This is a genomic window from Chloroflexota bacterium (assembly GCA_016235055.1).
Taxonomy (GTDB): Bacteria; Chloroflexota; Anaerolineae; order JACRMK01; family JACRMK01; genus JACRMK01.
Genome location: JACRMK010000004.1, coordinates 1 through 24,247 on the forward strand (window position 1 = coordinate 1; position 24,247 = coordinate 24,247).

Annotated in this window: 20 protein-coding genes and 1 tRNA gene; 15 read left to right on the forward strand and 6 right to left on the reverse strand. The window is 65.8% G+C overall.

Translation table 11 applies throughout. The features are described from left to right. Positions 1-283: 283 nt before the first annotated feature. Positions 284-2,062, reverse strand: coding sequence for a glucosyl-3-phosphoglycerate synthase (locus HZB53_00600; GenBank protein MBI5876121.1), 1,779 nt, complete (start codon positions 2,060-2,062; stop codon positions 284-286). Next, a complete protein-coding gene (locus HZB53_00605) occupies positions 2,055-3,284 on the reverse strand; it encodes a glycosyltransferase family 4 protein (GenBank protein ID MBI5876122.1) in 1,230 nt (409 codons plus the stop codon). Before HZB53_00605 ends, HZB53_00600 begins: the two co-directional genes overlap by 8 nt. Before the next feature lie 641 nt (positions 3,285-3,925). Between HZB53_00605 and HZB53_00610 the strand changes: the two genes are divergently transcribed. Continuing rightward, positions 3,926-3,999, forward strand: a tRNA-Lys gene (locus HZB53_00610). A 67-nt stretch (positions 4,000-4,066) separates the two neighbouring features. Here HZB53_00610 and HZB53_00615 read toward each other — a convergent pair. From HZB53_00615 to HZB53_00625, 3 genes are all read right to left on the reverse strand, one after another. After that, on the reverse strand, positions 4,067-4,627 hold the full coding sequence (locus HZB53_00615; GenBank protein ID MBI5876123.1) for a response regulator: 561 nt from the start codon (positions 4,625-4,627) through the stop codon (positions 4,067-4,069). A gap of 168 nt (positions 4,628-4,795) precedes the next feature. Further along, positions 4,796-6,481, reverse strand: coding sequence for a GAF domain-containing protein (locus HZB53_00620; protein MBI5876124.1), 1,686 nt, complete (start codon positions 6,479-6,481; stop codon positions 4,796-4,798). 16 nt (positions 6,482-6,497) lie between these two features. Further along, positions 6,498-6,989: an N-acetyltransferase family protein gene (locus tag HZB53_00625; protein ID MBI5876125.1), complete on the reverse strand. Its 492-nt coding sequence runs from the start codon at positions 6,987-6,989 to the stop codon at positions 6,498-6,500. A 430-nt stretch (positions 6,990-7,419) separates the two neighbouring features. On the opposite strand from HZB53_00625, the gene HZB53_00630 reads away from it, so the two are divergent. The 4 genes from HZB53_00630 (at position 7,420) to HZB53_00645 (ending at position 12,368) form a co-directional block, all read left to right on the forward strand. Next, the gene (locus HZB53_00630; GenBank protein MBI5876126.1) at positions 7,420-8,511 is read left to right on the forward strand and encodes an alanine--glyoxylate aminotransferase family protein; all 1,092 of its coding nucleotides are present in this window, start codon (positions 7,420-7,422) and stop codon (positions 8,509-8,511) included. 447 nt (positions 8,512-8,958) lie between these two features. Further along, the gene (locus HZB53_00635; protein MBI5876127.1) at positions 8,959-10,596 is read left to right on the forward strand and encodes a hypothetical protein; all 1,638 of its coding nucleotides are present in this window, start codon (positions 8,959-8,961) and stop codon (positions 10,594-10,596) included. A gap of 18 nt (positions 10,597-10,614) precedes the next feature. After that, a complete protein-coding gene (locus tag HZB53_00640) occupies positions 10,615-11,451 on the forward strand; it encodes a hypothetical protein (protein ID MBI5876128.1) in 837 nt (278 codons plus the stop codon). Positions 11,452-11,735: 284 nt separating this feature from the next. Beyond that, positions 11,736-12,368, forward strand: coding sequence for an MBL fold metallo-hydrolase (locus HZB53_00645; protein ID MBI5876129.1), 633 nt, complete (start codon positions 11,736-11,738; stop codon positions 12,366-12,368). Between the two features lie 103 nt (positions 12,369-12,471). Here the strand turns inward: HZB53_00645 and HZB53_00650 are convergent, their stop codons facing one another. Continuing rightward, positions 12,472-13,506: a tetratricopeptide repeat protein gene (locus HZB53_00650; protein MBI5876130.1), complete on the reverse strand. Its 1,035-nt coding sequence runs from the start codon at positions 13,504-13,506 to the stop codon at positions 12,472-12,474. A gap of 370 nt (positions 13,507-13,876) precedes the next feature. Here HZB53_00650 and HZB53_00655 point away from each other — a divergent pair, with 370 nt between their 5' ends. From HZB53_00655 to HZB53_00700, 10 genes are all read left to right on the forward strand, one after another. Next, positions 13,877-14,515, forward strand: coding sequence for a hypothetical protein (locus HZB53_00655; protein ID MBI5876131.1), 639 nt, complete (start codon positions 13,877-13,879; stop codon positions 14,513-14,515). Positions 14,516-14,772: 257 nt separating this feature from the next. Further along, complete coding sequence (locus HZB53_00660; protein ID MBI5876132.1) at positions 14,773-15,891, forward strand: alpha/beta fold hydrolase; 1,119 nt, start codon at positions 14,773-14,775, stop codon at positions 15,889-15,891. Positions 15,892-15,983: 92 nt separating this feature from the next. Beyond that, a complete protein-coding gene (locus HZB53_00665; GenBank protein ID MBI5876133.1) occupies positions 15,984-16,946 on the forward strand; it encodes an LD-carboxypeptidase in 963 nt (320 codons plus the stop codon). A 21-nt stretch (positions 16,947-16,967) separates the two neighbouring features. After that, complete coding sequence (locus HZB53_00670; GenBank protein ID MBI5876134.1) at positions 16,968-17,891, forward strand: LD-carboxypeptidase; 924 nt, start codon at positions 16,968-16,970, stop codon at positions 17,889-17,891. Between the two features lie 414 nt (positions 17,892-18,305). After that, a complete protein-coding gene (locus HZB53_00675; GenBank protein MBI5876135.1) occupies positions 18,306-19,394 on the forward strand; it encodes an aldo/keto reductase in 1,089 nt (362 codons plus the stop codon). A gap of 26 nt (positions 19,395-19,420) precedes the next feature. Then, positions 19,421-19,774: a hypothetical protein gene (locus HZB53_00680; protein ID MBI5876136.1), complete on the forward strand. Its 354-nt coding sequence runs from the start codon at positions 19,421-19,423 to the stop codon at positions 19,772-19,774. Beyond that, positions 19,771-21,504: an NAD(P)H-dependent oxidoreductase subunit E gene (locus HZB53_00685; GenBank protein ID MBI5876137.1), complete on the forward strand. Its 1,734-nt coding sequence runs from the start codon at positions 19,771-19,773 to the stop codon at positions 21,502-21,504. Before HZB53_00680 ends, HZB53_00685 begins: the two co-directional genes overlap by 4 nt. Positions 21,505-21,507: 3 nt before the next feature. Next, on the forward strand, positions 21,508-22,239 hold the full coding sequence (locus HZB53_00690; protein ID MBI5876138.1) for a (2Fe-2S)-binding protein: 732 nt from the start codon (positions 21,508-21,510) through the stop codon (positions 22,237-22,239). A 6-nt stretch (positions 22,240-22,245) separates the two neighbouring features. Beyond that, complete coding sequence (locus HZB53_00695) at positions 22,246-22,956, forward strand: dienelactone hydrolase family protein (GenBank protein MBI5876139.1); 711 nt, start codon at positions 22,246-22,248, stop codon at positions 22,954-22,956. A 150-nt stretch (positions 22,957-23,106) separates the two neighbouring features. Continuing rightward, complete coding sequence (locus tag HZB53_00700) at positions 23,107-24,210, forward strand: aminopeptidase (GenBank protein ID MBI5876140.1); 1,104 nt, start codon at positions 23,107-23,109, stop codon at positions 24,208-24,210. The last annotated feature ends 37 nt before the right edge of the window (positions 24,211-24,247 follow it).

Here is a 24,247-nt window from a genome sequence, read left to right on the forward strand (position 1 = left end):
CTAACCGCAGAGCACGCAGGGAAAATAGAACTGACCGCAAAGGGCGCAAAGAGCGCAAAGCAAACCAACCTAACCGCAGAGCACGCAGAGTGTGCAGAGAAAACAAAACTAGCCGCAAAGGGCGCTAAACAAACCTGCCCAACCGCGGAGGACACGGAGGGCGCAGAGAAAACAAAACTAACCGCAAAGGGCGCAAAGATCTCAGAGGAAAACCGCAAACTGATGGATTTCTTTGCGTTCTTCGCGTTCGTAGCGGTGAAAGTGGAACTGCGCAGTCCCCGAACTATCGCTCGTGCTGCTTGCGATACTCCTCGATCGAACTGATCGGCGGGCGCTCGTGATCACGGATCTCCTGGATTTCCAGCCGCATGCGCTGCTGCTCGTGGCGGATGAGCTTCAGGCTCGTGTTCATCGCGTCCAGCAGCGCAATCTGCCGGCTGTCGCTCACGCGCTGCATGATAACCTGAATGATGGCGAACGCCATCTGGCTCAGCGCGCGCAGCGACTGGTTGCCATGGATCCGCTCCTCCAGATCGACCTGGCCGATTGCGTGCAGGCCGTGGCGCTGCAGGATGTCGATCAGCAGTCCGGTCTCGACGCCGTAGCCGGTGAAGAACGGGACGCCGGCCAGCGCCGCGCGGCGTCCGGCATATTCGCCCGCGAGCGGCTGCACTATGCCCGAAAGCTCCGGGTAGAACAGGTTGAGGAGCGGCCGCGCGACCAGTTCGGTCACGCGCCCGCCGCCGCGCGCTTCGAGCCGGCCGCCGACGCGCAGCGGGCGATGGTAGAAGCCCTTGATGTACATCAGGTGCGGGTGACGGATCAGCGGGCCGAGTATCCCGTACACAAAGCGCGGGTTGATGTTGACGATATCGGTGTCGATCCACGCGATCAGGTCGCCTTTGAGGACGTGCAGGCTCTTCCAGAGCGCCTCGCCCTTGCCGGTATACGCGCCCAGGCGCGGCAGTATCTCCGGATGGCGATAGACCGGCACGCCGAGTTGCTGCGCGATCTCGACCGTCTTGTCGGTAGAGTTGGAGTCGATCAGGACGATCTCGTCGAGCAGGCGGTGCGGGTGCATCAACGTCTGTACGGTCTGAATCACGTGACCGACCGTTTTGGCTTCGTTGAGCGCGGGCAGGCCCAGGCTGATCGTCAGACCTTGCCGTTCCTTCAATTCGACCAGTTGCGCGATGTCCGCGAACTCGGCCGCGTCGAACGTGTTCTCCGCGAACCACTTGTCCACGAGCACGGAGATGGTATAGTCGACCGGCTCGGCCGTCGCATCCGCGGCGGGCGTGAAAGCGCGGTGCGTCTTGACGATCAGCGTCGGCGTCTCGCTGCGCTGCAGCACGCGCGTCACCATCTGGCCGGCCGGCGGCTCGCCTGCCTGCGGGCGCGCGACGGCGCCCATTACCAGCAGTTGGTAGGGCAGCGTGCGCGCTTCGCGGGTGATCGCGCGCGCCGCGTCGCCCCGCATCTGCACGCGCCGCGTGATTTCGTCCAGTCCATGCAAGTGGTCGAGGAATTGCTGGTACGGGTGCCGTGGGGAGTGTGTCGCCCGTTCGGCGTGGAGCAGGGTGATGCCGGCCGCGTGAGCCTGCGCGACCGCAAGCGCAAGGCCGAGCGCCAGACCGGCGTAGCGCCCGCCGCGCACCGGCAGCAGGATGCGCCGCACCTTCGCGGGCAGGCGTCCGCGCAGAAACCCCAAGTCGCACGGCGTCTCGTTAAGAAACGAGGCCGGAATCGCGGACGACCAATTCGCCAGCAGCAGGCTGGCGCGCTCGCGTCGCACGATGTGCCGGATCTCGCGCCACGGATCGTGGGTGACGTGCACGCGCGGCGGCTCGTCCGGCGCGACCAGCGTCTCCAGTTGTTTGCGCAGCCGCTGGGCGGGCCGCGCGCCCGCGCTCAGCGTCTCATCCGCATCGACGCGCACCATCCCGACGACCCGTACTTCGCAGCGGCGTGCGCGCGCCAGCGGACGCGCGAGTCTCAGTAGGTTCGCCGCTTCCGTGCGCGACGTGCTCATGACGATGACGGGGCCAACACGCTTAGGCATCAGCGCCTCCTGCCAGCAACGGCTCGATGTGAAGCCGGAAGATCTGGTCCCAGGTGAAAGTGTTCGCGATCTGGCGCTTCAAGCGATAACGGGCGTCTCGTTCCAGCACGTCGCCGATGCGCGCGGCGATCGTCGCCGGCGGCTCGTCGAGTGCAAAGTAGTGCGCCCAGGCGCCTGCCGTCTCGCGAAACGGCGCGATGTCGGCGCAGAAGATCGGCAGGCGCGCCAGCCCCGCCTCCAGGATCGGCAAGCCGAAGCCTTCGCTCTGACTGGGGAATAGCAGCGCGTCGGCCAGCGCGTACAGGTCGCGCCGCGTTCGATTGTCCACCGCGCCGTGCTGCTGCAGGAAGATGATCCGGTCGGCGACGTTCTGCTGCACGGACTGCGCCTGCAGCGCATCGAGGTATGCGCGATTGGTCGGGTTGTGCGGCCCCAGCGGCCCCATGATGATGAGTTTGGGGCCAAGCCCGCTGTCGCGCAGCGCGGCGATAATCTCGATGGCCAGTTCGATGTTCTTGCGACGCGTGATGCGGGCGGGCAACAAGAACAGCGGGTTGGCGGCGGGCAGGTCGAACTGCCGCGCCCAGCGGATCGCCGGGTCGCCCAGTTCCAGGAACTCCGCGGCGTCGATGCCCGGCGGGACGACCGCAATCGCGTCGGCGGGCAGGCCGAGCAGGCCGGCCAGTGCAGCACGGCGGGACGTCGAGACCGTCACATAGCGTGCGCCGGGCCAGGCTTGTCGCAGGAGGTCCCAGGGCCGGCCGTCGTGCAGATCCGGCGCGTAGGTCGGATCGCACCACGCGAGATCATGCGCCCATTGGATCAACTGCATATGGGAGGACTGCGCGCACTCGTGCAGCGCGGCGGTCAATGCAAGATTCTTGTGTAGCGTGGCGATATTGTGGGCGATGCAGATGTCCACGCCGGCCAGCGCCGCCCGCAGCGACTGGCGCAACGCGCTCCGCACGGCGCGGAACTCATCGCCGACCGTGCCGGCCGCGAGCGCGCGGTTAATGGCCGTCACGCGCGGATGGCGCGAATCGGCCAAATCGATGCGCACCAGCGGCACGCGCGCGTCGCACGGCTCGCCAGCGCCCGCGACGACTTGCACGCTATAACCGGCATCGGCGAGCAAGCGCGCGTGGGCAGCGATGGTAGACTCGACGCCGCCGATCACCGGCGGCGCGCTGTAGTGCACAATGGCAATCCGCGGTTTGTTCATACGCTTCCCCCTTTCCAAACAAGCCACGTCAACGATCGCCAAACGCCTGCACTAAATTGTAACAGAGGGTGAGGGAAATGCGGCTTTGTGGGGATTGCCCGTGTCGGCGACTCGTTGCCGACTTTCAAGACTTGCTCGGCCTGCGGCCGGATAGCCAAACCGCAGAGCACGCAGAGATCGCAGAGAAGACCACGTTAACCGCAAAGGGCGCAAAGCAAACCAACCTAACCGCAGCAGCAATTCTCAATTTGGCTTTGTACGGGTACTTTCCAATGCCGCTTGCGATGCGCTGGCTCTCAGGCGCTTGTCACGCAAGCTGGCCCGCCGAAAAAATGGCGCTGCCCTCCCCCTCATCCCCTCCCAACGAAGTTGGGAGGGGATGAGGGGGCATATTGGCAGCCGACTCCAAAATGAGAACTGCTGTAACCGCAGAGCACGCAGAGGACGCAGAGAAAACAAGCCTACCCCGAAGGTCGCAAAGATCGCAAAGCAAACCTGCCCAACCGCGCAGGACGCAGAGCGCGCAGAGGAATAGCGCATGCTTATTGGTTTCTCTATGTTCTCTGCGCTCTCTGCGGTTAGATGCGGTTCAATCTTGCCTTTGACCAATCCCGCGGTGTCGCCTATAATGAATGTCGCATGAGCCCTTAGCTCAGTTGGTTAGAGCATCTGCCTTTTAAGCAGAGTGTCGTGGGTTCGAATCCCACAGGGCTCATCAGTGCAAAGCACAACGCGGCGAGTCATCACGACTCGCCGCGTTGTGTGTTTTCCGGCGCAGCCCGTTACGGCGCCGACAGGATCTCGTCGGCCACCTGGCGCATGCCGACCCGCCGCGTGCGGGCCATCTGCTGGATTCTCAGATATGCCTGCCGCTCGTTTAGTCCGTCCGACGCCATCAGCCGCCGCTTCGCCTCGTCCACCCGGTCGCGCGTCTCGAAGCTCTCCTGCAGGCCGGCCACCTCGGCGCGCAACTCCTTCCACTCCGCGAAGCGCGCCACGGCCAGTTCGAGCGTCGGGCCGAGCATCTCCTCCTTGACTGGCTTGACCAGGTAGGCAAAGACCGGCGCGCCGCGCGCCTGGTCGATGAGTTGTCGGTCGCTGTAGGCCGTCAGCAGGACAATCGCCGTCGGCTGCTGGTCCATGATCTGCCGCGCGGCGGTCAGGCCGTCCATCTCCGGCATCTTGATATCGAGGATGACCACGTCAGGGTGCGTCTCGTGCACCAGCGCCAGCGCGGCGCGGCCGTTAGTCGCCGTGCCGACGACCTCGTGGCCGGCTTCGGCCAGGATCGTCCGCAGTCCGATTCGAATGATCGCCTCGTCGTCTGCAATCAATACACGCATCTATCGTACCCCTTTGATGATGAACCGCAGAGAACGCAGAGAGCGCAGAGAAAACATCTGCTTCAGACTATCCATTTATGTGCTTCTGCATGCGTTGCGTCGCCATGGATTTATTGGCGTAAATTCGCATCATTCGCGGATAAGTTGGTGTGTGCTTTGCGGTCAGCCTTATACGTTGTGCCCGGATGCGAGCAGCATCTGCTTCGGCATCCGCACCTGGGCGGTGGCGCCCCGGCCATCGTCATTGTTCACCAGGCTGAACTCGCCGCGCAGGTCTTCGATCACCAGCGCCTCGACGATTTGCAGGCCGAGGCTGCGCGTGCGGTCGAAGCCGGGCGGCAGGCCGGTGCCGTCGTCGCGCACGCTCAGGCTGATGCGCTCTGCCTCCTCGCGCAACTCGACCAGCACCGCGCCCTCGCTGCGGCCCTCGAAGCCGTGCTCCAGCGCGTTCTGGATCAACTCGTTGGTCACAATGGCGATGGTCGTGGCCGGCTGGGATGGCATGCGCACCTCGCCGCCCGCGACCTGCACGCGCACGGTCTGGCCCGGCTTCAACATGGTCTGCGTAGCGATCTGCGCCGTCTGCCGGATCAGCGTCGTCACGTCGATCAGTCGGAAGCCTTCCTGCGAGAGCGCGTCATGCACGGCGGCGATGCTCATGATGCGGCTGACCGTCTGCTGGAGCGCGTCGCGCGCGGAGATCTCGCCGCCGCCCTGCAGTTGCAGGCGCAGCAGCATGGCGACCGTCTGCAAGTTGTTCTTGATGCGATGGTGCATTTCGCGCACCAGCATCGCGTTCATCGCCAGGTTGGCGTTCTCGATCGCCAGCGCGGTCTGGTTGGCGAGCGTGGTGAACAGCTCGATCTCGCGCTGGCTGAAGTCGTGCACGCTGCCCATGTAGCAGTTGAAGACGCCGATGATCTTGTCGCGCACGGTCAACGGCACGGCGAGGAAGGAGAGCAGGCCCTCCTGCTCGGCCAGCTCGCGGTTGCGGTAGAGCGGGTCGGCGCGCAGGTCGCGCACGGCGACCGGGTGGCCGCTCATGACGACGCGGCCGGTCAGGCTGTTGTGCACGGCCAGCGGCGCCTGCGTAATGTGCGCGCGCGTCAGCCCGTGCGTGGCGCGCATGACCAGCTCGTCGCGGTCCTTGTCGTACAGCATCAGCGCGCTGGCGCGCGCCTGCATGATCGCGGCGGCCATCTCGACGACGACCGACAGCATCTCGTCGAAGTAGAGCGGCGCGGTGACGGCGCGGCTGACCTGCGCCAGCGTCGCCAGCTCCTGGATCTGCCGCTGCATGCGGTCGTGCAGGTCGGCGCGCTCCAGCGCGCCCGCGGCGAGCTCGCCGATCAGCGACATCAGCTCGATTTCGGGCTGTCCGTAGTCGTGGTACGCCATCGTCTGCACGTTCATCGCGCCGATGGTGTTGCCCTGGCTGATCAGCGGCACGGCCAGCAGCGACTTGAAGCGCCGCTCGCGCGTGCCGCGCACATACTTGAAACGCGGGTCGCGCGCCGCGTCGCGTACGGCGACCGGCTCGCCGTGCTGTGCCGCGTAGCCGGTGATGCCTTCGCCCACTTCCAGACTGGCGTGATCGACCGCCGTCGGCGCCAGGCCGGTGCTCGCCTTCAGGATCAGTCGGTTTTGCGCGCGCTCCAGCAGGTAGATCGAGCAGGAGTCCATGCGCATCACGGCGGCGGTCGTGCGGCTGATCGCCTGCAGCGTCGCCTGCACGTCGTGCGCGGCGCTCATGGCGCGGCCGATCTCACGCAGTGCCTCCAGTTCGGCGTGCAGGTCGGATGGGGGGCGCAGGTTGGCGGGCTCGGGCACGGCGTGTGGCGGACGGTGCGTCATGGAACTGGAGACTGACTCAGTCAAGGTTGGCCGGGATCAGGCGCTCGATGATGACCACGTCACGCCAGAGGCCGTCGAGCTTGCCGTGCTTTTCGTAAACGCCGACCTCGCGAAATCCGACCGCGCGCAGGAGCGCACGGCTGGCGGTGTTCTCCACGAACGCGCGCGAGACGAGTTTCCAGAATCCGGCGCGCCCGGCGGCTTCGATCAGCGTCACCATGGCGGCGCGCCCGGCGCCCCGACCGCGCGCCTCGCGTGCTGTGTAGACCGAGAACTCCGCGATGCCGGCGTAGCAGTCGCGCGGGCGGTAGGTGGAGGTCGACGCAAACGCCAGCACCTGATCGCCGTCGACTGCCACGACAATCGGGTGCTTACCGTCGAACCAGCCGCGGATGTCGTCGGCGGTGCGCGGGCGCGTCTCGAAGGTTGCGACTCGGTCTTCGATGCCCTGGTTGTAGATCAGCGCGATCGCGGCGCTATCGTCCGGCGTGGCCATACGCGTCTGCATCGGGGGCCGTCCTTGCGTGGGATGGGATGCCGCGAATTATAGCGGGGCGCGCGGGGCGGGTCAAGCGAGATTGGCTGCTGCGACGGCCTTTTCAAAGCCGATGTTGCCCTCTCCCTAACTCTCTCCCGCGACGCTATAACGGCGCCGCAGGAGAGGGGATTGGCCCCATCCCCTGTTCGCGTCGTGTGCGAACGGGGGATGGTATGCCCTATGCCGCGGGGAGTACGCCCCGCCTGCACGCACCGCGTGCGGCATAGGGTGCGGAAGGGGGCACATAGGCACGGGACTCTGGAGAAGCCAAGGAGAGCGGGAAGCGACAACCTGTGCTTGAGAATTCGCCCGACTTGTTATATGATCTCCTTGTAATTGCGTGCTGGATACCCATCCGCGCGGCCGTGGCCGCGCCGTCTCTTGGAAGGAGAGCCAACGTATGAACCTGCGTATTCCCGGCCCGACGCCGCTGCCGCCCGAAGTTTTCGCCGCCATGCAGCGCCCGATGGTCGACCACCGCGGCGCGGAGTTTGCCGCCATGACGCTGCGCATCGTCGCCGGACTCAGGCAGATGATCGGTACGAAGGGCGACCTGTTCCTGATCACCAGTTCGGGCACCGGCGGGATCGAATCCGCGCTGGTCAACACGCTGTCGCCGGGCGACAAGGTGCTGGCGCTCGCGGCCGGCACGTTCGGCGACAAGTTCGCGACGATGGCGCGCGCGTTCGGCGCCGATGTGAAGACGGTGCGCTATGCCAACGGCGAAGGGGTCGATCCCGCGCGCGTTGCCGCCGAGTTGCAGGCGATGCCCGACTGCCGCGCCGTGGTGCTGACGCACAACGAAACGTCGACCGGCGTGCTGCACCCGCTGCGCGAGATCGCGGCAGCGGTGCGCCAGCACTCCGAGGCGGTGTTCATGGCCGACAGCGTCAGCGGGATGGGCGGCGTCGAGATCGACATGGACGCCTGGGGCGTCGATGTGCTGATCACCGGCTCGCAGAAAGCGCTGATGGCGCCGCCGGGCGTCGCCGTCATCGCCGTCGGTGAGCGGGCCTGGCGCGCCAACGCCGCCGCGAAGACGCCGCGCTACTACTTTGACTGGCGGATGCACAAGGAGAACATGGACAGCGGCGGCTTTACGCCGTCCACGCCGACGCTGCCGATCTTCTTCGCGCTCGATGCGGCGCTGACGCTGATGGAGAATGAAGGGATGCCGGCCATCTATGCGCGTCATCGCCGCCTGATGGCGCTGACGCGCCGGCGCGCGCGCGAAATCGGCTTCGCACTGCTGGCGAGCGAGCGCGTGGCGTCGCCCACGGTCACCGCGCTGCGCATGCCGGCCGGCGTGGACGCCGACGAACTGCGCCGCATGGCGCGCGAGGAAATGGACGTCGTCTTTGGCGGCGGTCTCGGCGATATGCGCGGACAGGTCATCCGTGTCGGTCACATGGGTTACACGAATGAAACCGACATCAACCAGGCGATGGATGCGCTGGCGGAGATCGCGCACCGGGTACTGCCGCACGCCTGACACGCGCGCAGGCGCCGCCGATTCCGCGCCAGCAATTCTCATTTTGAAGTCGGCTGCCAATATGCCCCCTCAGCCCCTGCCCCTGCTCCCCCGCGCGCGCGGGGGAGCAGGGGAAAAGCTAACGGGGAGGCGCGCGGCGGCGCAGCCGCCGCGCACCTCCCTTAAGAACCTCGCCCCCTCCCAACGAAGCTGGGAGGGGGTCGGGGGGAGGGCAGCGCCACTTTTTCGGCGGGCCAGCTTGCGTGACAAGCGCCTGAGAGCCAGCACATCGCAAGCGGCATTGGAACGTACCCGGCCAAAGCCAAATTGAGAATTGCTGGCAAAACAGATTGCGCCTTTCATCGTTCCCCCGTATAATAACAAAGGAACGGGGCCGGATCGGCGCGCCCCGTTATTCGTTTTGCGCCCATGCGGGCATGCGGAAGCCGGAACGATGAAAGGACGTGCATGAGTTCGCGCAGTTGGCTATTGGCTTTGGTCGGCCTGGTCGTCGTGTGCACGGGCGTGTTTGTGCTCGCGCTCGTCGCCGGGGCCGTTATGCTGACCCGCCGGGACATTCCGGAGGTGGTAACCTATCCCGCCTGGCAGGACCCCGCGCAGGTGGACAAGCTCAAGGTTGACCCGATCTTGAGTGCGGCGATGCTGGCGGGCGCCAACGATGTGGCGACGATCGGCCAGATGGTGGCGCGCGGCGAGATCGACTCGGCGTACACGGCCGCCATCTACTCGCCGAACCTGACGGACCGCCAGCGGCTGGCTCAACTGCAACTGGTGGGCGAGCGCTATACGGCGCTGGCCAAGACCGACCGCGCGCGGGTGACGTACCAGGCAGTGATGGATGTCGCCGCGCTCAGCCCGGCGCTGTCCGACTTTGAGCGCGCCGACGCGCTGGCCCAGACGGCCGCGGCATTCTACCGCCTGAACGACCGCAATTTGGCGCGGCTGGCGCTCGACAGCGGGCGCGACATCGCGCTGCGCAGCCCGTTCCTGAAAGACGCCAGCCGCTTCACGCTACTGAGCCGCCTGCTGCTCGCCGCGCAGAAGGGCGACGACCGCACGCGGGTGCAGACGCTGAATGACGACCGGTCAAGCTTCGTGGATCAGAGCGACGCCAATTCGCCGGCCGGCGCCGATTTGCCCGACCTGCTGCCGGCCGTCGACGCAATTAAAAAGGATGCAGCGCTGACCGCCGCCGAGACGAAGCGTATCGAGGCGGCCAAGCAGGTGGCCGCGCTGCTGGGCAAGAGCCAGACAGTGCCGGACGAACTTGGTACGGCGCTCGGCGATGCGTTGTTCGACGAGGATGAGCAGTACAAGCGCGTGTTCGCCGCGCCCTCGACGCAGACGTCGCTGGCGCAGAAGATCGCGCTGGCCCAGGCGCAGGTGAACTGGCTGACGATCAAGTACCGTGTGGCGCGCAAGGCGCTTGGGATCAGCCTGGTGGGCGAGTGGGAGATCGATGAACAAGTTGTCCGCGATGACCTGGCCCGCGCCAGCGAGACGCTGAATCTGCTGCGCAACGAACAGGCGGCCGGCCTGCCGAAGGGGCAGGATGTGGAACTGGCGACGAATGAACTGCTGCGCCGGCTGGTGCTGGCCGGGCGTTTGGGTCTGTACCCGGACTTTGACGAGGGCGCCCTGGTCGGGTCGTTGAACGACTCGACCGACCAGTTGATCGCCAGCCAGCCGCAGGCGAGCCTGCGCGTGAAGGTCGACGGCGGGACGGGCAAACGTTTCTATCATCTGGTGGACGACGACGGCTGGTACGGACAGACCGGCGCGACGCCCGTGCCGAAACGCACACCGGGACGCGGTACGCCAACGCGCCGCCCGGCCGCGACCGCGCCGCCTACGCAGGCGGGCGCGACACCGCAAACTCAGCAGACGGCGACGACCCCGGCGCGCACGCCGGCGGCAGGCAGCACGCCCGCCCCGCAGAACACGCGCGCCGCCAGTACGCCTGCGCCCGTGCCGCCGACCAACACGGCGCCGCCGGCGCCGCCGACGAATACACCCGTGCCGGCGCCGCCGACGAACACGCCGCGCCCGGCGCCGACCAACACACCGGACAAAGCGTATCCTTAACGCGGCAAGGAGCGAGCCATGCAGACGAACCGTGATGTCGCCGAGCCCGAAGTCGTCGTCGAAGGGGGCGAGTCCGCCGCCCGTTCGGAACGCACGTGGCGCATCGCCACGATTGCCGTCATCGTGCTAACGCTGTTCGTCTGCCTGTGTTTCGGCGGTATCCTGGTGCTGAACCCGTTCCAGCCGGGCGGTTCAAACGCACTGGCGGCGCCGACGGCCACCCGCCGCGGCGCAGGTTTCGCCGCCACGTGGACGCCGACGCCCACCGACACGGCGACGCCGACCGCGCCGCCGCGCCCGACGGCTACCTCGACGAGCACGCCGACGGCCACCGCGACGGCGTCGAACACGCCGGTGCCGGCGACGCCGACGCGCACGCCGCCGCCGCCGACGAACACGGCGCGCCCGCGGCCGACCAACACGCCGCGCCCGCCGACCAGCACGCCGGTGCCGCCGCCGACGGCGACCAACACGCCGTCGTACCAGTTCAGTGTGTCGTCGCCGACGTCGTACTTCAACCAGGGCAGCATGGGCGTGTTCGGCACGGTGCGCGATCGTAATGGTAACCTGGTCGGCGACGTAAAGATTGAAGTTATTGCGCCGTCCGGCAGTGGTCTTGAGGCCACAACTACACCAAACTTCAAAACTGGCAGCACGGATCGCAATTTCGAAGTTAGCAACGCCGATGGACTGACGCCGGGCACATATGCGGTATTTGCACGCATCAAGGTGGGAAGTGACTATATGGTCGTGTCGCCGTCGGTCACGGTGAACATCACGCCGCTCAACGACGCGTGCAACAAGGCGGGCGACGCGTGCACGCAGTGGTGGAAGATCGAATTCAAGCAGAACTGACATCGTAATACTGTTTCGATCTATCGGTATCCTAGTTTGTCATGTTGAGCGCGAAGGCAGGGCTTATGTCCTGTGGCTCGTTACGCGCGCGAAACATCTGAAATGCGCCAGTCCAGATTCTTCGCGCGCGAAACGTGTTGCACGCCATCGGTCTGGCCTCCGCGCTTCATCCTGCGCCCGCGCTTGCGGCGCGGAGCGGGGCGTAAGCCCCGCTGCGCAGGACATGAATGACAGTGGATTAGGACATGCTCATCGCAAATCAGTATAACGACGCTGGAGGGTGAATGGAAATTACGTGGTATGGGCATTCGTGCTTCCGCCTGCGCGGCAAAGAGGGCACGGTTATTACGGATCCGTTTGGTAAGGATTGTGGCTACGAGTGGTCGCGTCCGCGCGCCGATCTGGTAACGGTCAGCCACGCGCATGATAATCACAATGCGTGGTCGCGTGTGGCGGGCGATCCGAAGGTCGTGCACGGCCCGGGCGAGTATGAGATCAACAACATCTTTGTGACCGGCATCGGCTCGTTTCACGACAACAAGAAGGGCGCCGAGCGCGGCAAGAACACGATCTACCTGATCGAGTTCGAGGACCTGCGCATCTGCCACCTGGGCGACCTGGGGCATACGCCGAACGATTCGCAGGCCGAGGCGCTGGCGGATCTGGATGTGCTGTTCGTGCCGGTGGGCGGCCAGAGTGCGCTCAGCGCATCGCAGGCGGCTGAAGTCGTCAGCCAGTTGGAGCCGCGCGTCGTGATCCCGATGCACTACAAGACGAAGGCGTTCGAGGGCAAGCTGGATGGGCTGGACAAGTTCCTGAAGGAGATGGGGCTGAAGACCGTAGAGGAGCATGAGACGCTGAAGATCACCCACTCGTCGGATGACGAGGAGACGAAACTCGTTGTGCTAAAGTATTGACCGGCAGGCGGCATGGGCCGTACCGCCAGAGCGCAACAGATAACCCGCCGCGACTGATCCAGTCGCGGCGGGTTATCTGTTTGCTGACACAGCTTGCACGTACCTATGGATCGGCGCCCCATTCTTGCAGGGCGGCGCGTGCCGAATCGCGCCACGGCGGCTCGGCTTCAATGCGGAGCGATGTGCGCATGGTATCAATGGCAAGGTTCCGCTCGTTTGATTGATCAAGCGCAAGAGCGAGTTTGTACAATGTGCTCCCTTCACCGCGCTGGAAGCCGATCTCGCGATGGATGACGAGCGCTTGTTCGTAGTATTCGACGGCCTGGCTCGAATTGCCCGTCGATTGATAGGCCGATCCAATGCTCTCCATGCTCATGCCTTCGGAGCGCCGGTCGCCCAGGATGCGCGCATCAACCCGCGCCTGTTCGAAGAAATCGATGGCTCTCTGGGTGTCCCCATCGTCGAGGTAGGCGCGTCCGAGTTCCACCAGGACCCGGCACATGTTGACGCGATCGCCCGTCTCTCCATATATGGCATGGGCCTGCTCGTAGCAGTCTATCGCCTGCTTGACATCGCCAAGTGCCAGGCGGGCTGCTCCCAGGCTGTGCAGGGCCTTTCCTTCATCTCTACGATTGCCCGTGTCCCGCGCAATCTTGAGCGCCTGCTCGTAATGCTCAATAGCCTGTGTGCCGTTGCCTTGCCACATGCAGAGGTTGCCGAGACCCTGGTGTGCGTCCGTTTCTCCGCTTTGATCGCTGTGCTCGCGTGCGATGTTGAGTGCAAGCGTGTGGTTATCGCTTGCAAGATCGAACTCCCCGAGCACCGAGTGCGCGCTCCCCAGGCAATTCAACGCACTGGCCTCTCCAGTGTAGTCTCCCGTCTCACGCGCGCATGCAAGCGCCATGACAGCATGGTTTGCTGCCTGCTGGGTATCACCCCGCGCAAGGTGTGCATAGCCGAGGAGGTTGAGCAATTCGGTTTCTTTGCGGCGATCATGCGCATCCCGAGCGAGGGTCAGTTCGCTCGTATATTGTTTAATGGAACGACCGATGCTGACCTGTGTCCTGGACATGTAGCCAAAAATTGCGGCTGCAATAAGCCCCAGGATGATGAGGACGACAAGTGAAAAGGAATCCATGTTTGTGTGCCAATTCCAATGTGGCCGACTGCTGGAATGATAGTGAACTACCATTTGGTCTGTCAAGCTGCGTGCGCTTGCTGGGTATACCACCAAACTGTGAGGACTCACAAGTTCGTCATGCCGGCATGTAGTAAGCCGGCATCCACTCTGACCGCGCATCGCCCTTACAAGTGGATTCCGGCCAAAAACGAGCCGGAATGACGTCGGCGTAGGTCCCGCCAGCTTTGTTCCGACACTTTTGCGGTATACCCGCGCTTGCTGGCACCGTTGCCTGCTCACTGTATTCTCGCTCATACGACTGGCTACTGATCGATGCGGTCTGCGGTATAATCTTCGGGACATCATTTCGCCATTATGGGAGCCGCCCATGCAGAAGCCCGGTGGCATCGCGTCGCTGCTTAACGCGCTGATCGCGGTCGCCAATCTGGTCATCGTCTTCGCGGTGCTTGGCCCGGCGCTGTCATACGCGCCGCGCGACTCGATCGCCGCGACTGCCGCGCTCGTCAAATTGAACCCGGCGCCGCTGATCGCGCTGGAAGTCCTGAAGCTGCTGTCGGCGGCGTGCGGGCTGGTGATTGTGCTCGCCATCCGCGAGCGGATGACGGCGCGAACCGCGCCGAATGTGCGCTGGGCGATGCTGGCCGGGTTCGCCGGAACGGCCCTGCTGTCGCTGGCCGGGCTGGTCGGCGTCTTCGCGATCGCGCAGGCGGGCCGCGCCGGCGCGGCTGACGCGGTGGTCAGCGCCTACGAGGAGCTCAGCGCGCAGGTGACCTACATCGGCCTGTTCGCACTGCTGGCCAACGGCGTCTGGCTGCTGCTGACGGCCAGCGCGGCGATCAAGCGCGGCGGCCTGCCGCTGCGGCTGGCGCACTTCACGTTCCTGTTCGGCGCGCTCAACGTGCTCGGCTTCCTGCTGCCGCCGCTCGCGATCGTGGTGCTGCTGATCGGGCTGGTGTGGAACGTGACGTTTGGGCTGTTTGTCCTGCGAGAAGGGGAGTCTGCGTAGTGCCTATGGAACTGCATCGTCAAGTGATCCGGCTTGTGGTGCAGGGCTTATCCGAAGTCGGATTTGCCCCCTCCCTAACCCTCCCCCGCGACGCGTTGGTCAGCGGCTTCGGGCCGCTGACCGATAAGCGCGGCGGGGCCCGAAGCCCCGCCGCATCGGCGGCGTCGCAGGAGAGGGAATTGGCTCCTTCCCCTGTTCGCTGCATTTGCGAACGGTGGAAGGTTGGGATGGGGGCAAATTGGGCTTGGGTTATCGGAATGTCCAGGCTCCTACTGGTCACTGGCGTGCTGTTTGCCGTTTCGGCCTGTGGCGCGTTTGCGCCGCCGACGCCCACGGTCGCGCCGACTGTTACACCTACCGCGACGGCCACGCCGCTGCCGACGAGCACGCTGGCGCCGACAGCGACCGCTACGCCGACCGCTACGTCGACGCCGCTGCCGACACGCACCCCGACGCCGACGCCCCGGCCGCCGCACCCGCTGCAGATCGACCAGATGCGCAGCCGCAGTTACCCCGGCAGCGACTTCGTCTTTGAGGAGACGCTGGAGCCGGGCAGCAACTTCGCGCGCTACATCGTCTCATACCTGTCCGACGGCTACAAGATCCGCGCGCTGCTGACCGTGCCGAACGGCCCGAAGCCGCAAACCGGCTGGCCGGTCATCATCTTCAACCACGGCTTCATCGCGCCGAACGTCTACAAGCTGACCTCGAGCTACGTCTCGTTCATGAACGTGTTTGCACGGCTCGGCTATATCGTCGTCAAGTCGGACTACCGGGGGCACGACAAGTCGGAAGGGCCGGCGACCGGCGGCTATGCGACGCCGGACTACACGGTGGACGTGCTGAACGCGATCGGCGCGGTCAAGCGCTACGCCGAGGCCGACCCGAACCGGATCGGCATCTGGGGGCACTCGATGGGCGGGCAAGTCACGCTGCGCGCCCTGGTCGTGTCGAAAGATATCAAGGCGGCCTCGATCTGGGCCGGTGTCGTCGGCTCGTACCCCGATCTGATCGAGAACTGGGGCTCGCGGGGCGGCGCGCCTGATATTTCCGGTTCGGCGCGCGGCTGGCGGCAGAGCTTGATCAACCAGTACGCCACGCCGCAGCAGAACCCGCAGTTCTGGGCGTCGATCTCGCCGAACAGCTACCTGGCCGAGGGCGTCGCGCCGGTGCTGATCCACCACGGTACCGCCGACAAGAGCGTGCCGCTGATCCTGTCGGAGCACCTGGCGCAGCAACTGAAGGACGCCGGGCAGACCTACGCGTTCTACACCTATCCCGGCGACGATCACAACCTGTCGACGTCGTACAACACGGCGTTCGTGCGCGACATCGCCTGGTTCGACAAGTACGTCAAGCAGGCCGTCGCGAAATAAGCAAAGACCACCACAGAGACACAAAGAAACCCTCTTGTAGTTCTTTGTGCCTTTGTGTCTTTGTGGTGAGATTGGATTCTGGGGGAACGAGCATGGAACTTATAAAACCAAGAGCGCTGCGGCCGGGCGACACGATTGGCATCCTGTCGCCGTCGTCGGCGACGCCCGATGCGGGCAAGCTCGACCTCGCTATTGAGCGCCTGACGCGCAAGGGCTACCGGGTCGTGCTCTCGCAGAACGCGCGCAAGCGGCACGCGCACATGGGCGGCACCGATGCCGAGCGCGTGGCCGACATCCACGAGCTGTTCGGGCGCGACGACGTGCACGCGGTGTTTTCTGCGCGCGGCGGCGACAGCGCGCCGCGGCTGCTGCCCGACATCGACTACGACCTGGTCCGCTCACACCCCAAGATCTTCGTCGGCTACTCCGACATCACGTCGCTGCATCTGGCGTTCTTCAAGCGCGCCGGGCTGGTGACGTTCCACGGCCCGATGCTCGGCGAGCAGTATGCCGCCGAGTACAACCACGACTACTTCTGGCGCGCGGTCAGCCCCGCGCCGGTCGGCGTGGTAGGCGATCCGCCGGGCCCGGCCGAGTTCGGGCAGGAGTATCCGCCGCCGCGCATGGTGATCCGCGAGGGCGAGGCGAGCGGAACGTTGGTCGGCGGCAACCTGACGCTGATCGAGCAGACGCTCGGCACGCTGTACGAGATCGAGACGCGCGGGCGCATCGTCTTCATTGAGGACACCGGCGAGGAACCGTACGCGATCGACCGGATGCTGACGCACCTGCGCAACGCCGGCAAGCTGCAGGAGGCCGCCGCGATCCTGTTCGGCGAGAGCACCGACTGCCGGATCGGCAAGACGTTCGTCAGCAACTTCACGCTCGAGACGGTCGTGCGCGACCGGCTCTCCGACCTGCGCGTGCCGGTCGTGTACGGCATGCGCTTCGGGCACGGCAAGCATCTGTTCACGCTGCCGCTCGGCGTGCGCGCCACGCTCTCGGCCCGCCCCGGCAATGTGACGTTCTCCATCGACGAAGCGGCGACGGTCTGACCCCCAACGGACAATGACGCTATGCACAAACCGACACTGCTGAAACCCGGCGACACCGTCGCCCTGATTGCACCCGCCGACCGCCTGCGCGAGCCCAGCGAGGTATCCATCGCCGCGCGCGCGCTTGAAGCGCTTGGCCTGCGCGTAAAGATCGGCGCGCACGTTCACGGCCGGCACGGCTACCTGGCCGGGACCGACGATGAGCGGCTGGCTGACTTCCACGCCGCCTGGGCCGACGAAGACACGCGGGCGATCTTCTGCCTGCGCGGCCGCTGGGGCGCGTTGCGCCTGCTGATGCAGCTCGACTTTGACCTGATCGCGGCTAACCCGAAGATCATCGTTGGCTGCGGCGACGTGACGGCGCTGCTGGTCGCAATTCACCTGTCGACCGGGCTGGTGACGTTCCACGGGCCGAACCTGGTTAACCTGCGCTCGCCCGAGACGCGCGAGTCGCTACGGCGCGCATTGATGACGACCGAGCCGGCCGGCGCGATCCGGCGGCTGGACGACCCGGCGCCGACGGCGACCCTGCGCGGCGGCACGACGACCGGCAAGCTGATCGGCGGCAGCCTGGCGGCGCTCGTCGGGCTGAACGGCACACCGCACGCCTTGCGGCCACAGAACACCCTGCTGTTCCTCGAGGAGAGCGAGCAGCGCTTCAGCCAGTTCGACCGCGACCTGACGACCCTGCGCCTGTCAGGCATCACGACGGCGACCAACGGCATCGCCATCGGCGAGTGCGTTGGCGCGTTCAACTCATCGCCGACGTTCCTGTCGCTGGAGGAGATCTTCGCGGAGCAAGTCGCGCCGCTGAGCGCGCCCGCGTTCTACGGCCTGCCGATTGGGCAGGGTCTCGTGCAGCAGACGCTGCCGATCGGCGTGCACGCTGCGCTCGATGCCGACGCCGGCGTGCTGGAGATCGCCGAGAGCGGCGTCGCGCCGTAAAACCCGTCCACGAAGGGACACGAAGGAACAGCACGGCTATCCGCAAATAACGCGAATCTTCACGAATAACGACTACCCCACAAATCGGTGAGACCTGTGGGGTGTATATTTATGTTCGTGTCCGCTTCGTGTTTCTTCGTGGATAGCGGTTTGGGCATATCGCAAAAGTGTCGGGGCCGCACGGCTGGTCAATCCGTCATTCCGGCATGTTTCTGGCCGGAATCCACTCAAGCGGTTTGCACCAGTGGCCCAGGATTCCGGTTAGCGTGGATGCCGGCTAACTACATGCCGGCATGACGATCGATTGAGTCCTCGACAGTTTGTCGGTATACCCCGCGGTTTTCAGATGTTGGCATCTACGCGGCGTTTCGATTAGAATGATTGCACTAACCCAATCGCTATGACGCCGTGACCATGACGCACGCTACACCTGAAGGCACCACCCGCTACCAGTCTCGCCTAGGCGCGCAGGCCGACGCGACGCATTTCACCGAATTCGGCGGTCTGCGGCTGTCGTCACTCGGCCTGGGCACCTACCTGGGCGACCCTGACGACGCGACCGACGAAGGCTACCGCGACGCCATCGCACAGGCGTTGTCGCTCGGCTGCAACGTCTTCGATAGTGCGATCAACTATCGCTTCCAGTTGAGCGAGCGCGCAGTCGGTGCGGTGCTCGCCGGTACTCCGCGCGACGAGGTATTCGTCTCCACGAAGGGCGGCTATGTGCCGTTCGACGGATCTCCGCCGGCCAACTTGAACCGCTATCTCGACGAGACGTACATCCGACCCGGCATCGCCCGCGCCGAAGATTTCGCGCAGGGCGGCCGGCACTGCATGGCGCCGTCGTACCTCGCGCACCAACTGGCGCAGTCGCTGCGCAACCTGCGCCTCGACGCCGTCGACCTGTATTACATCCACAACCCGGAAGGTCAGCTTGGCGAACTGTCGCGCGACGACTTCAATGTGCGCCTGCGCGCTGCGTTCGTGTGCATGGAGGAGGCGGTCGCGGCCGGGCAGATCGGCGCCTATGGCGTCGCGACCTGGAACGGCTTCCGCACGCTGCCGTCGGCGCGCGACTACCTGTCGCTGGCTGAGATCGTCTCGCTGGCGCGCGACGTGGGTGGCGCGAACCACCACTTCCGTGCGATTCAACTGCCGGTCAATCTAGCCATGACCGAGGCACTCGACCATCGCAACCAACTGGTGGGGGAGCCGTGGCAGACGGTGCTCGACGTGGCGCGCGATCTCGGTATCGCGGTCTTTGCCAGCGCGTCGCTGATGCAGGCGCGGCTGACCCGCAATCTGCCGGGCGGTGTGCGGCGCGCCTTCGGCAGCGACCTGACTGACGCGCAGCGTGCTCTGCAGTTCGCGCGCTCCGCGCCCGGTGTCACGACTGCGCTGGCCGGCATGAGCCAGATCGGGCACGTCGCGGAGAACCTGCGCCTGGCGCAGCGCCCGCGCCTGTCCGAACCCGACTTCAAGAAAGCGCTGGCCGGCAAGTAGCCGGCAGAACAGGCAAACGCCACACGATGCTTGACCGGGCCGCTCTCCTGCACATTCCCGACCTGATGTTCTCCGCGCGCGTGGCCGACACGCTCAAGCCGCTCGGCCTTACGACGCGCGACCTGCGCCCGCGCGAGCCGCTGGAACCGCAGATCAGCGGCGCGGTGCTACTCGTCCTTCAGTTGGCCGGTTCGCTAGAGGCGTGGTCCGCGCTGATCGCGGCGGCCAAAGCGGCCGGTGTGCCGGTGCTCGCCTTCGGCGCGCATGTGGAGGCGGCGACGCTGCGCGCGGCGCGCCAGGCCGGCGCCGACCTCGCGGTGCCGAACTCGCAACTGGCGGCCGAACTGCCCGCGCTCGTCTCTTCTTTACTGAACCTATGAACACACTCGACTCGATCATCACGCACTACCAGCCGCAGGGCCGCGCGGGGCTGCTGCCCGCACTGCAGGCGGCCCAGGTGCTGGACGGCTGGCTGTCGCGCGAGGCGATTACCGCGATTGCACAGGGATTGGGCGTGCCGCTCGCTGAGGCGTATGGCACGCTCAAGTTTTATTCGATGTTATATGATGCGCCGGTCGGCCGCCAGTTCGTGCGCGTCTGTGACGACGTCATGTGCCGGATCGCCGGCTCCCGGAAGGTGCTGGGCGATCTGGAAACGCGACTGGGTGTGTCTGCGGGGCAGACGACCGCCGACGGCGCGATCACGCTCGAAACCGTGACTTGCCTCGGCGCGTGCCATCGCGCGATCGCGGTGCTGGCGGGCGACACGCTGTACGAGGAGGTGACCGGCGCCGACGACGTGCTGGCCGACGGCATGGCGCCGCCACGCAACCGCCACGCGCCGCCGACCGGCCCACACCTGCTGCGCGACATGTCGCTGCTGGCCCTGCATCACCTGCGCGTGGCGCTGGAGCAGGGGCGCTACCAGGCGCTGCGCAAGGCGCTGTCCACGCCGCCCGAGCAGATCGTTGCGGAGGTCAAAGCCGCCGGGCTGGTTGGCCGGGGCGGCGCGGCGTTCCCGACCGGTGTGAAGTGGGAGGGCGCGCGCCGCGAGATCGCCGCGCGCGAGCCGGGGCCGGGCGGCGTGACCGGCTACATCGTCCTCAACGGCGACGAGAGCGAGACCGGCACGTTCAAAGACCGCCTGCTGATGGAGCGCGACCCGCACCGCTTGGTCGAAGCGATGGCGATTGCCGGCGTTGCCACCGGCGCGAACCGTGGCTTCATCTACGTGCGTGGCGAGTACCCGCTGGCGCTGGCGCGAATTCGGGAATCGCTGGACGAGGCGCGCGCGGAAGGACTGCTCGGCCGGAATCTCCTCGGCAGCGGCATCGACTTCGACATTGAACTGCGCTCCGGCGCGGGCGCGTACGTCTGCGGCGAGGAGACGGCGCTGTTCGAGTCGATCGAGGGCAAGCGCGGCGAGCCGCGCGTCAAGCCGCCGTTCCCGACCGAGCGCGGGCTGTTCGGCCGCCCGACCGTCATCAACAACGTCGAAACGCTGGCCAATGTGCCGGGCATTGTGTCTAACGGCGCGTCGTGGTACCGCCAGTGGGGCACCGCACAGTCGCCGGGCACGCGGCTGGTCTGCCTGAGCGGCACCGTACGGCGGCCCGGACTCTATGAAATCTCGATGGGCTTGCCGCTGCGCGATCTGATCTTCGACCTCGGCGACGGCATGCGCGCCGGGCATACGCTGCGGGCCGTACTGGTCGGCGGCGCGGCGGGTGCGTTCCTGACACCGGATCAACTCGACGTGGCGCTGGATTTCCAGTCGCTCAGCGCGGCTGGCGCGACGTTCGGTTCCGGCGCGGTCATGGTCTTTGACGACAGCGTCGACCTGTGGAGCGTGCTGGGCGGCATCACACATTTCTTCGCGCACGAATCGTGCGGCAAGTGCTATCCGTGCCAGCTTGGCACCTGGCGGCAGATGGAGATCGTCGAGCGACTGTCGCATGGCGACGCGCGCGGCGGCGACGAGGCGCTCCTGCGCGGCCTGGGCCAGACGATGAAAGATGCCAGCCTGTGCGGGCTGGGCCAGGCCGCGGCGAATGCGCTCCTGAGCGCGTTCGACCGCAGGCTGGTGCATCTGCCCGCAGGGCAGGGGTGATCCATGGACGATATCACGCTCACGATTGACGGCCAATCCGTCACCGTGCCGGCCGGAACGACGATTCGCGCGGCGGCGGCGAGCATCGGCATCACGGTGCCGACCGTCTGCTTTCACTCGCACTTCACCGCCAACTCGCTTTGCCGCGTCTGCGTCGTCGAGGTCGAGCGTTCGCGCGTGCTGATGCCGGCCTGCTCGCGCGCCGTCGAGGCGGGCATGGTCGTGCGCACGGACTCGCCGCGCGTGCGCGAGGCACGCCGCACCATCCTTGAACTGGTCGGCTCGACGGTCGACCTGTCGCAGGCGCCGGAGTTGCAGGCGCTCTGCCGCGAATACGGCGCGGACCCGGCGCGCTTCGCCGGCGGCGAGCGGCGCGAGTTCCCGTTCTACGACGACAACGCCCTGTACGTGCGCGATTACAGCAAGTGCATACTCTGCTGGCGCTGTGTGCAGGCGTGCGGCACCGACGTGCAGTACACGTTTGCGCTGACGCTGACCGGCCGCGGCTTCCACACGCGGGTCAACACGTTCGCGGGCGTGCCGATCCCCGAATCGACCTGCGTCTACTGCGGCAACTGCGTGGCGGCGTGCCCGACCGGCGCGCTGAAGGGCAAGCGCGAGTACCAGATCGAGAACGGCCTGCCGCTGGATGCGATGCCTGCCGGGCCTGGGCGGCGTCGCCGGCGCGACGCGGCCGGCAAGCTCGACCTGACGCAGAACAAAGACCAGGTGTAACCGCGCATGGCCCGTTACGCCGCGCGCGGCGAACCGGTGCGCTATCGCGTTGAGGGCACATGGATCGGCGCGTGCCTGTTCCGGCCGGACTTGCAGCCGCCGCAGCCCGCCATCGTGCTGTTGCACGACGAGCCGGGCGTCGATAACCATTTCCTCGGCCTGGCGGAGCGCTTCGCGCATGTCGGTTATGTGACGCTGGCCGTCGACCTCTATCGCGGGACGGTGCCCGCGTCGCCCGCTGAAGCCGCCACGCTGGCCGCACAAGTTGAACCGGCGGCCGTGATGGCGCACTTAAGCGACGCGCTGCGCTGGCTGCGCAGCCAGCCGTTCGTGCGGCGCAAGCGGATCGGCAGCGCCGGCATCGGGCTGGGCGGCGCGTATGCGCTGCTGCTGGCTGTATGTGACGAGCCGGTACAGGCCGCCGTGTCGTTTGGCGGCGCGCCCGCGCTGGTGGCCGCCCGCGCCGACGCCGTGCAGGCGCCGCTGTTGGGGCTGTTTGCTGCGCAGGACGATCGCATCAGCGCGGCCGACATCGAAAATGCGGGCCTGCGGCTGGCGGAGCACGCCAAGCCGCATGACTTCGTCGTGTACCCGGAGCGGCAGCGCGGTTTCTTCGATGAGCGTAATCCGTCGTTTCACTTCGATAGCGCCGAGGACGCCTGGTCGCGGTCAAACAAGTTTTTCTATCACTATCTCGGCGAACCCGGGGTTGACTAACCGCAAAGCGCGCGAAGAACGCAAAGAAAGACAATTGATGCGCGAATAACGCGAATAGGCGCGAACCAAAGCCCGTAAGGTCTTCTTTGCGTTCTTTGCGGTTCAATGTTGTGTGTTTTGAGAACGCTAATCAATCGATAGGGGGAAGATATGGCTGATTCACGCGTCGTCAAGCTGGCGCAGGCACTGGTCAATTACTCGATACCGGTCCGCAAGGGCGACTGGTTTGTGGTGCGCGCGACCGATCTGGCCGCGCCGCTGATCCGCGAGGTCTATCGCGAGGCGGTCAAGGCCGGCGCAAACGTCGATGTGCGCGTGGGCATCGATGGCCTCGACGAGATCTTCTTCAAGCATGCGTCCGACGAGCAACTGACGCACATCAGCGCGGTGGCGCGGTTGACGGCCGAGAAGGCCAATTCGACGCTGAACATCATGTCCGACTACAACCTCAAGAGCCTGTCCGGCATTGACCCGGCGCGGCAGGCGCTGGCCGGGCGCGCCCGCGCCGACCTATCGCGGCTGTTCATGCAGCGGGACGCGTCGGGCGACCTGCGCTGGTGCATCACGCTCTACCCGACCAACGCCAGCGCGCAGGAAGCAGGCATGTCGCTCGCCGCGTACGAGGAGTTCGTGTACGGCGCGATGCTGCTCGACAGCGACGACCCGGTGGCAGCGTGGCAGGCGCAGGCGCGCGAGCAACAGCGCCTGGCCGATGCGCTGACGACCATGCGCGAACTGCGCATCCTCGGCGAGGGAACCGATCTGCATTTGGCTGTCACCGGACGCACCTGGATCAACGGCGACGGCACCAAGAACTTCCCGGACGGCGAGGTATTCAGTGCGCCGATCGAGGACTCGGTGAGCGGCGTCATAACCTATACGTACCCGGCCATCTTCAACGGGCGCGAGGTGGACGGCGTCCGGCTGACATTCGACGGCGGGCGTGTGGTCAAGGCTGAGGCGCGCCAGGGCGAAGCCTTCCTAAATGAAATGTTGAACATGGATGCCGGCGCGCGGGTGCTGGGCGAGATCGGCATCGGCACCAACTACGGCATCCAAAAGTTCACGAAGAACATGCTGTTCGACGAGAAGATCGGCGGGACGGTGCACCTGGCGCTGGGCGCGGCCTATGCCGGGTGCGGCGGGAAGAACGAGTCGTCGCTGCACTGGGACATGCTGGTCGATCTGCGCCGTAACGGCGAGGTGCAAGCCGACGGCCGCACGGTGATGAAAGACGGCAAGTGGCTGGTTTGAGGTTGTCATCCTTCGCGCGCGCAGCGCGTCGAATTGA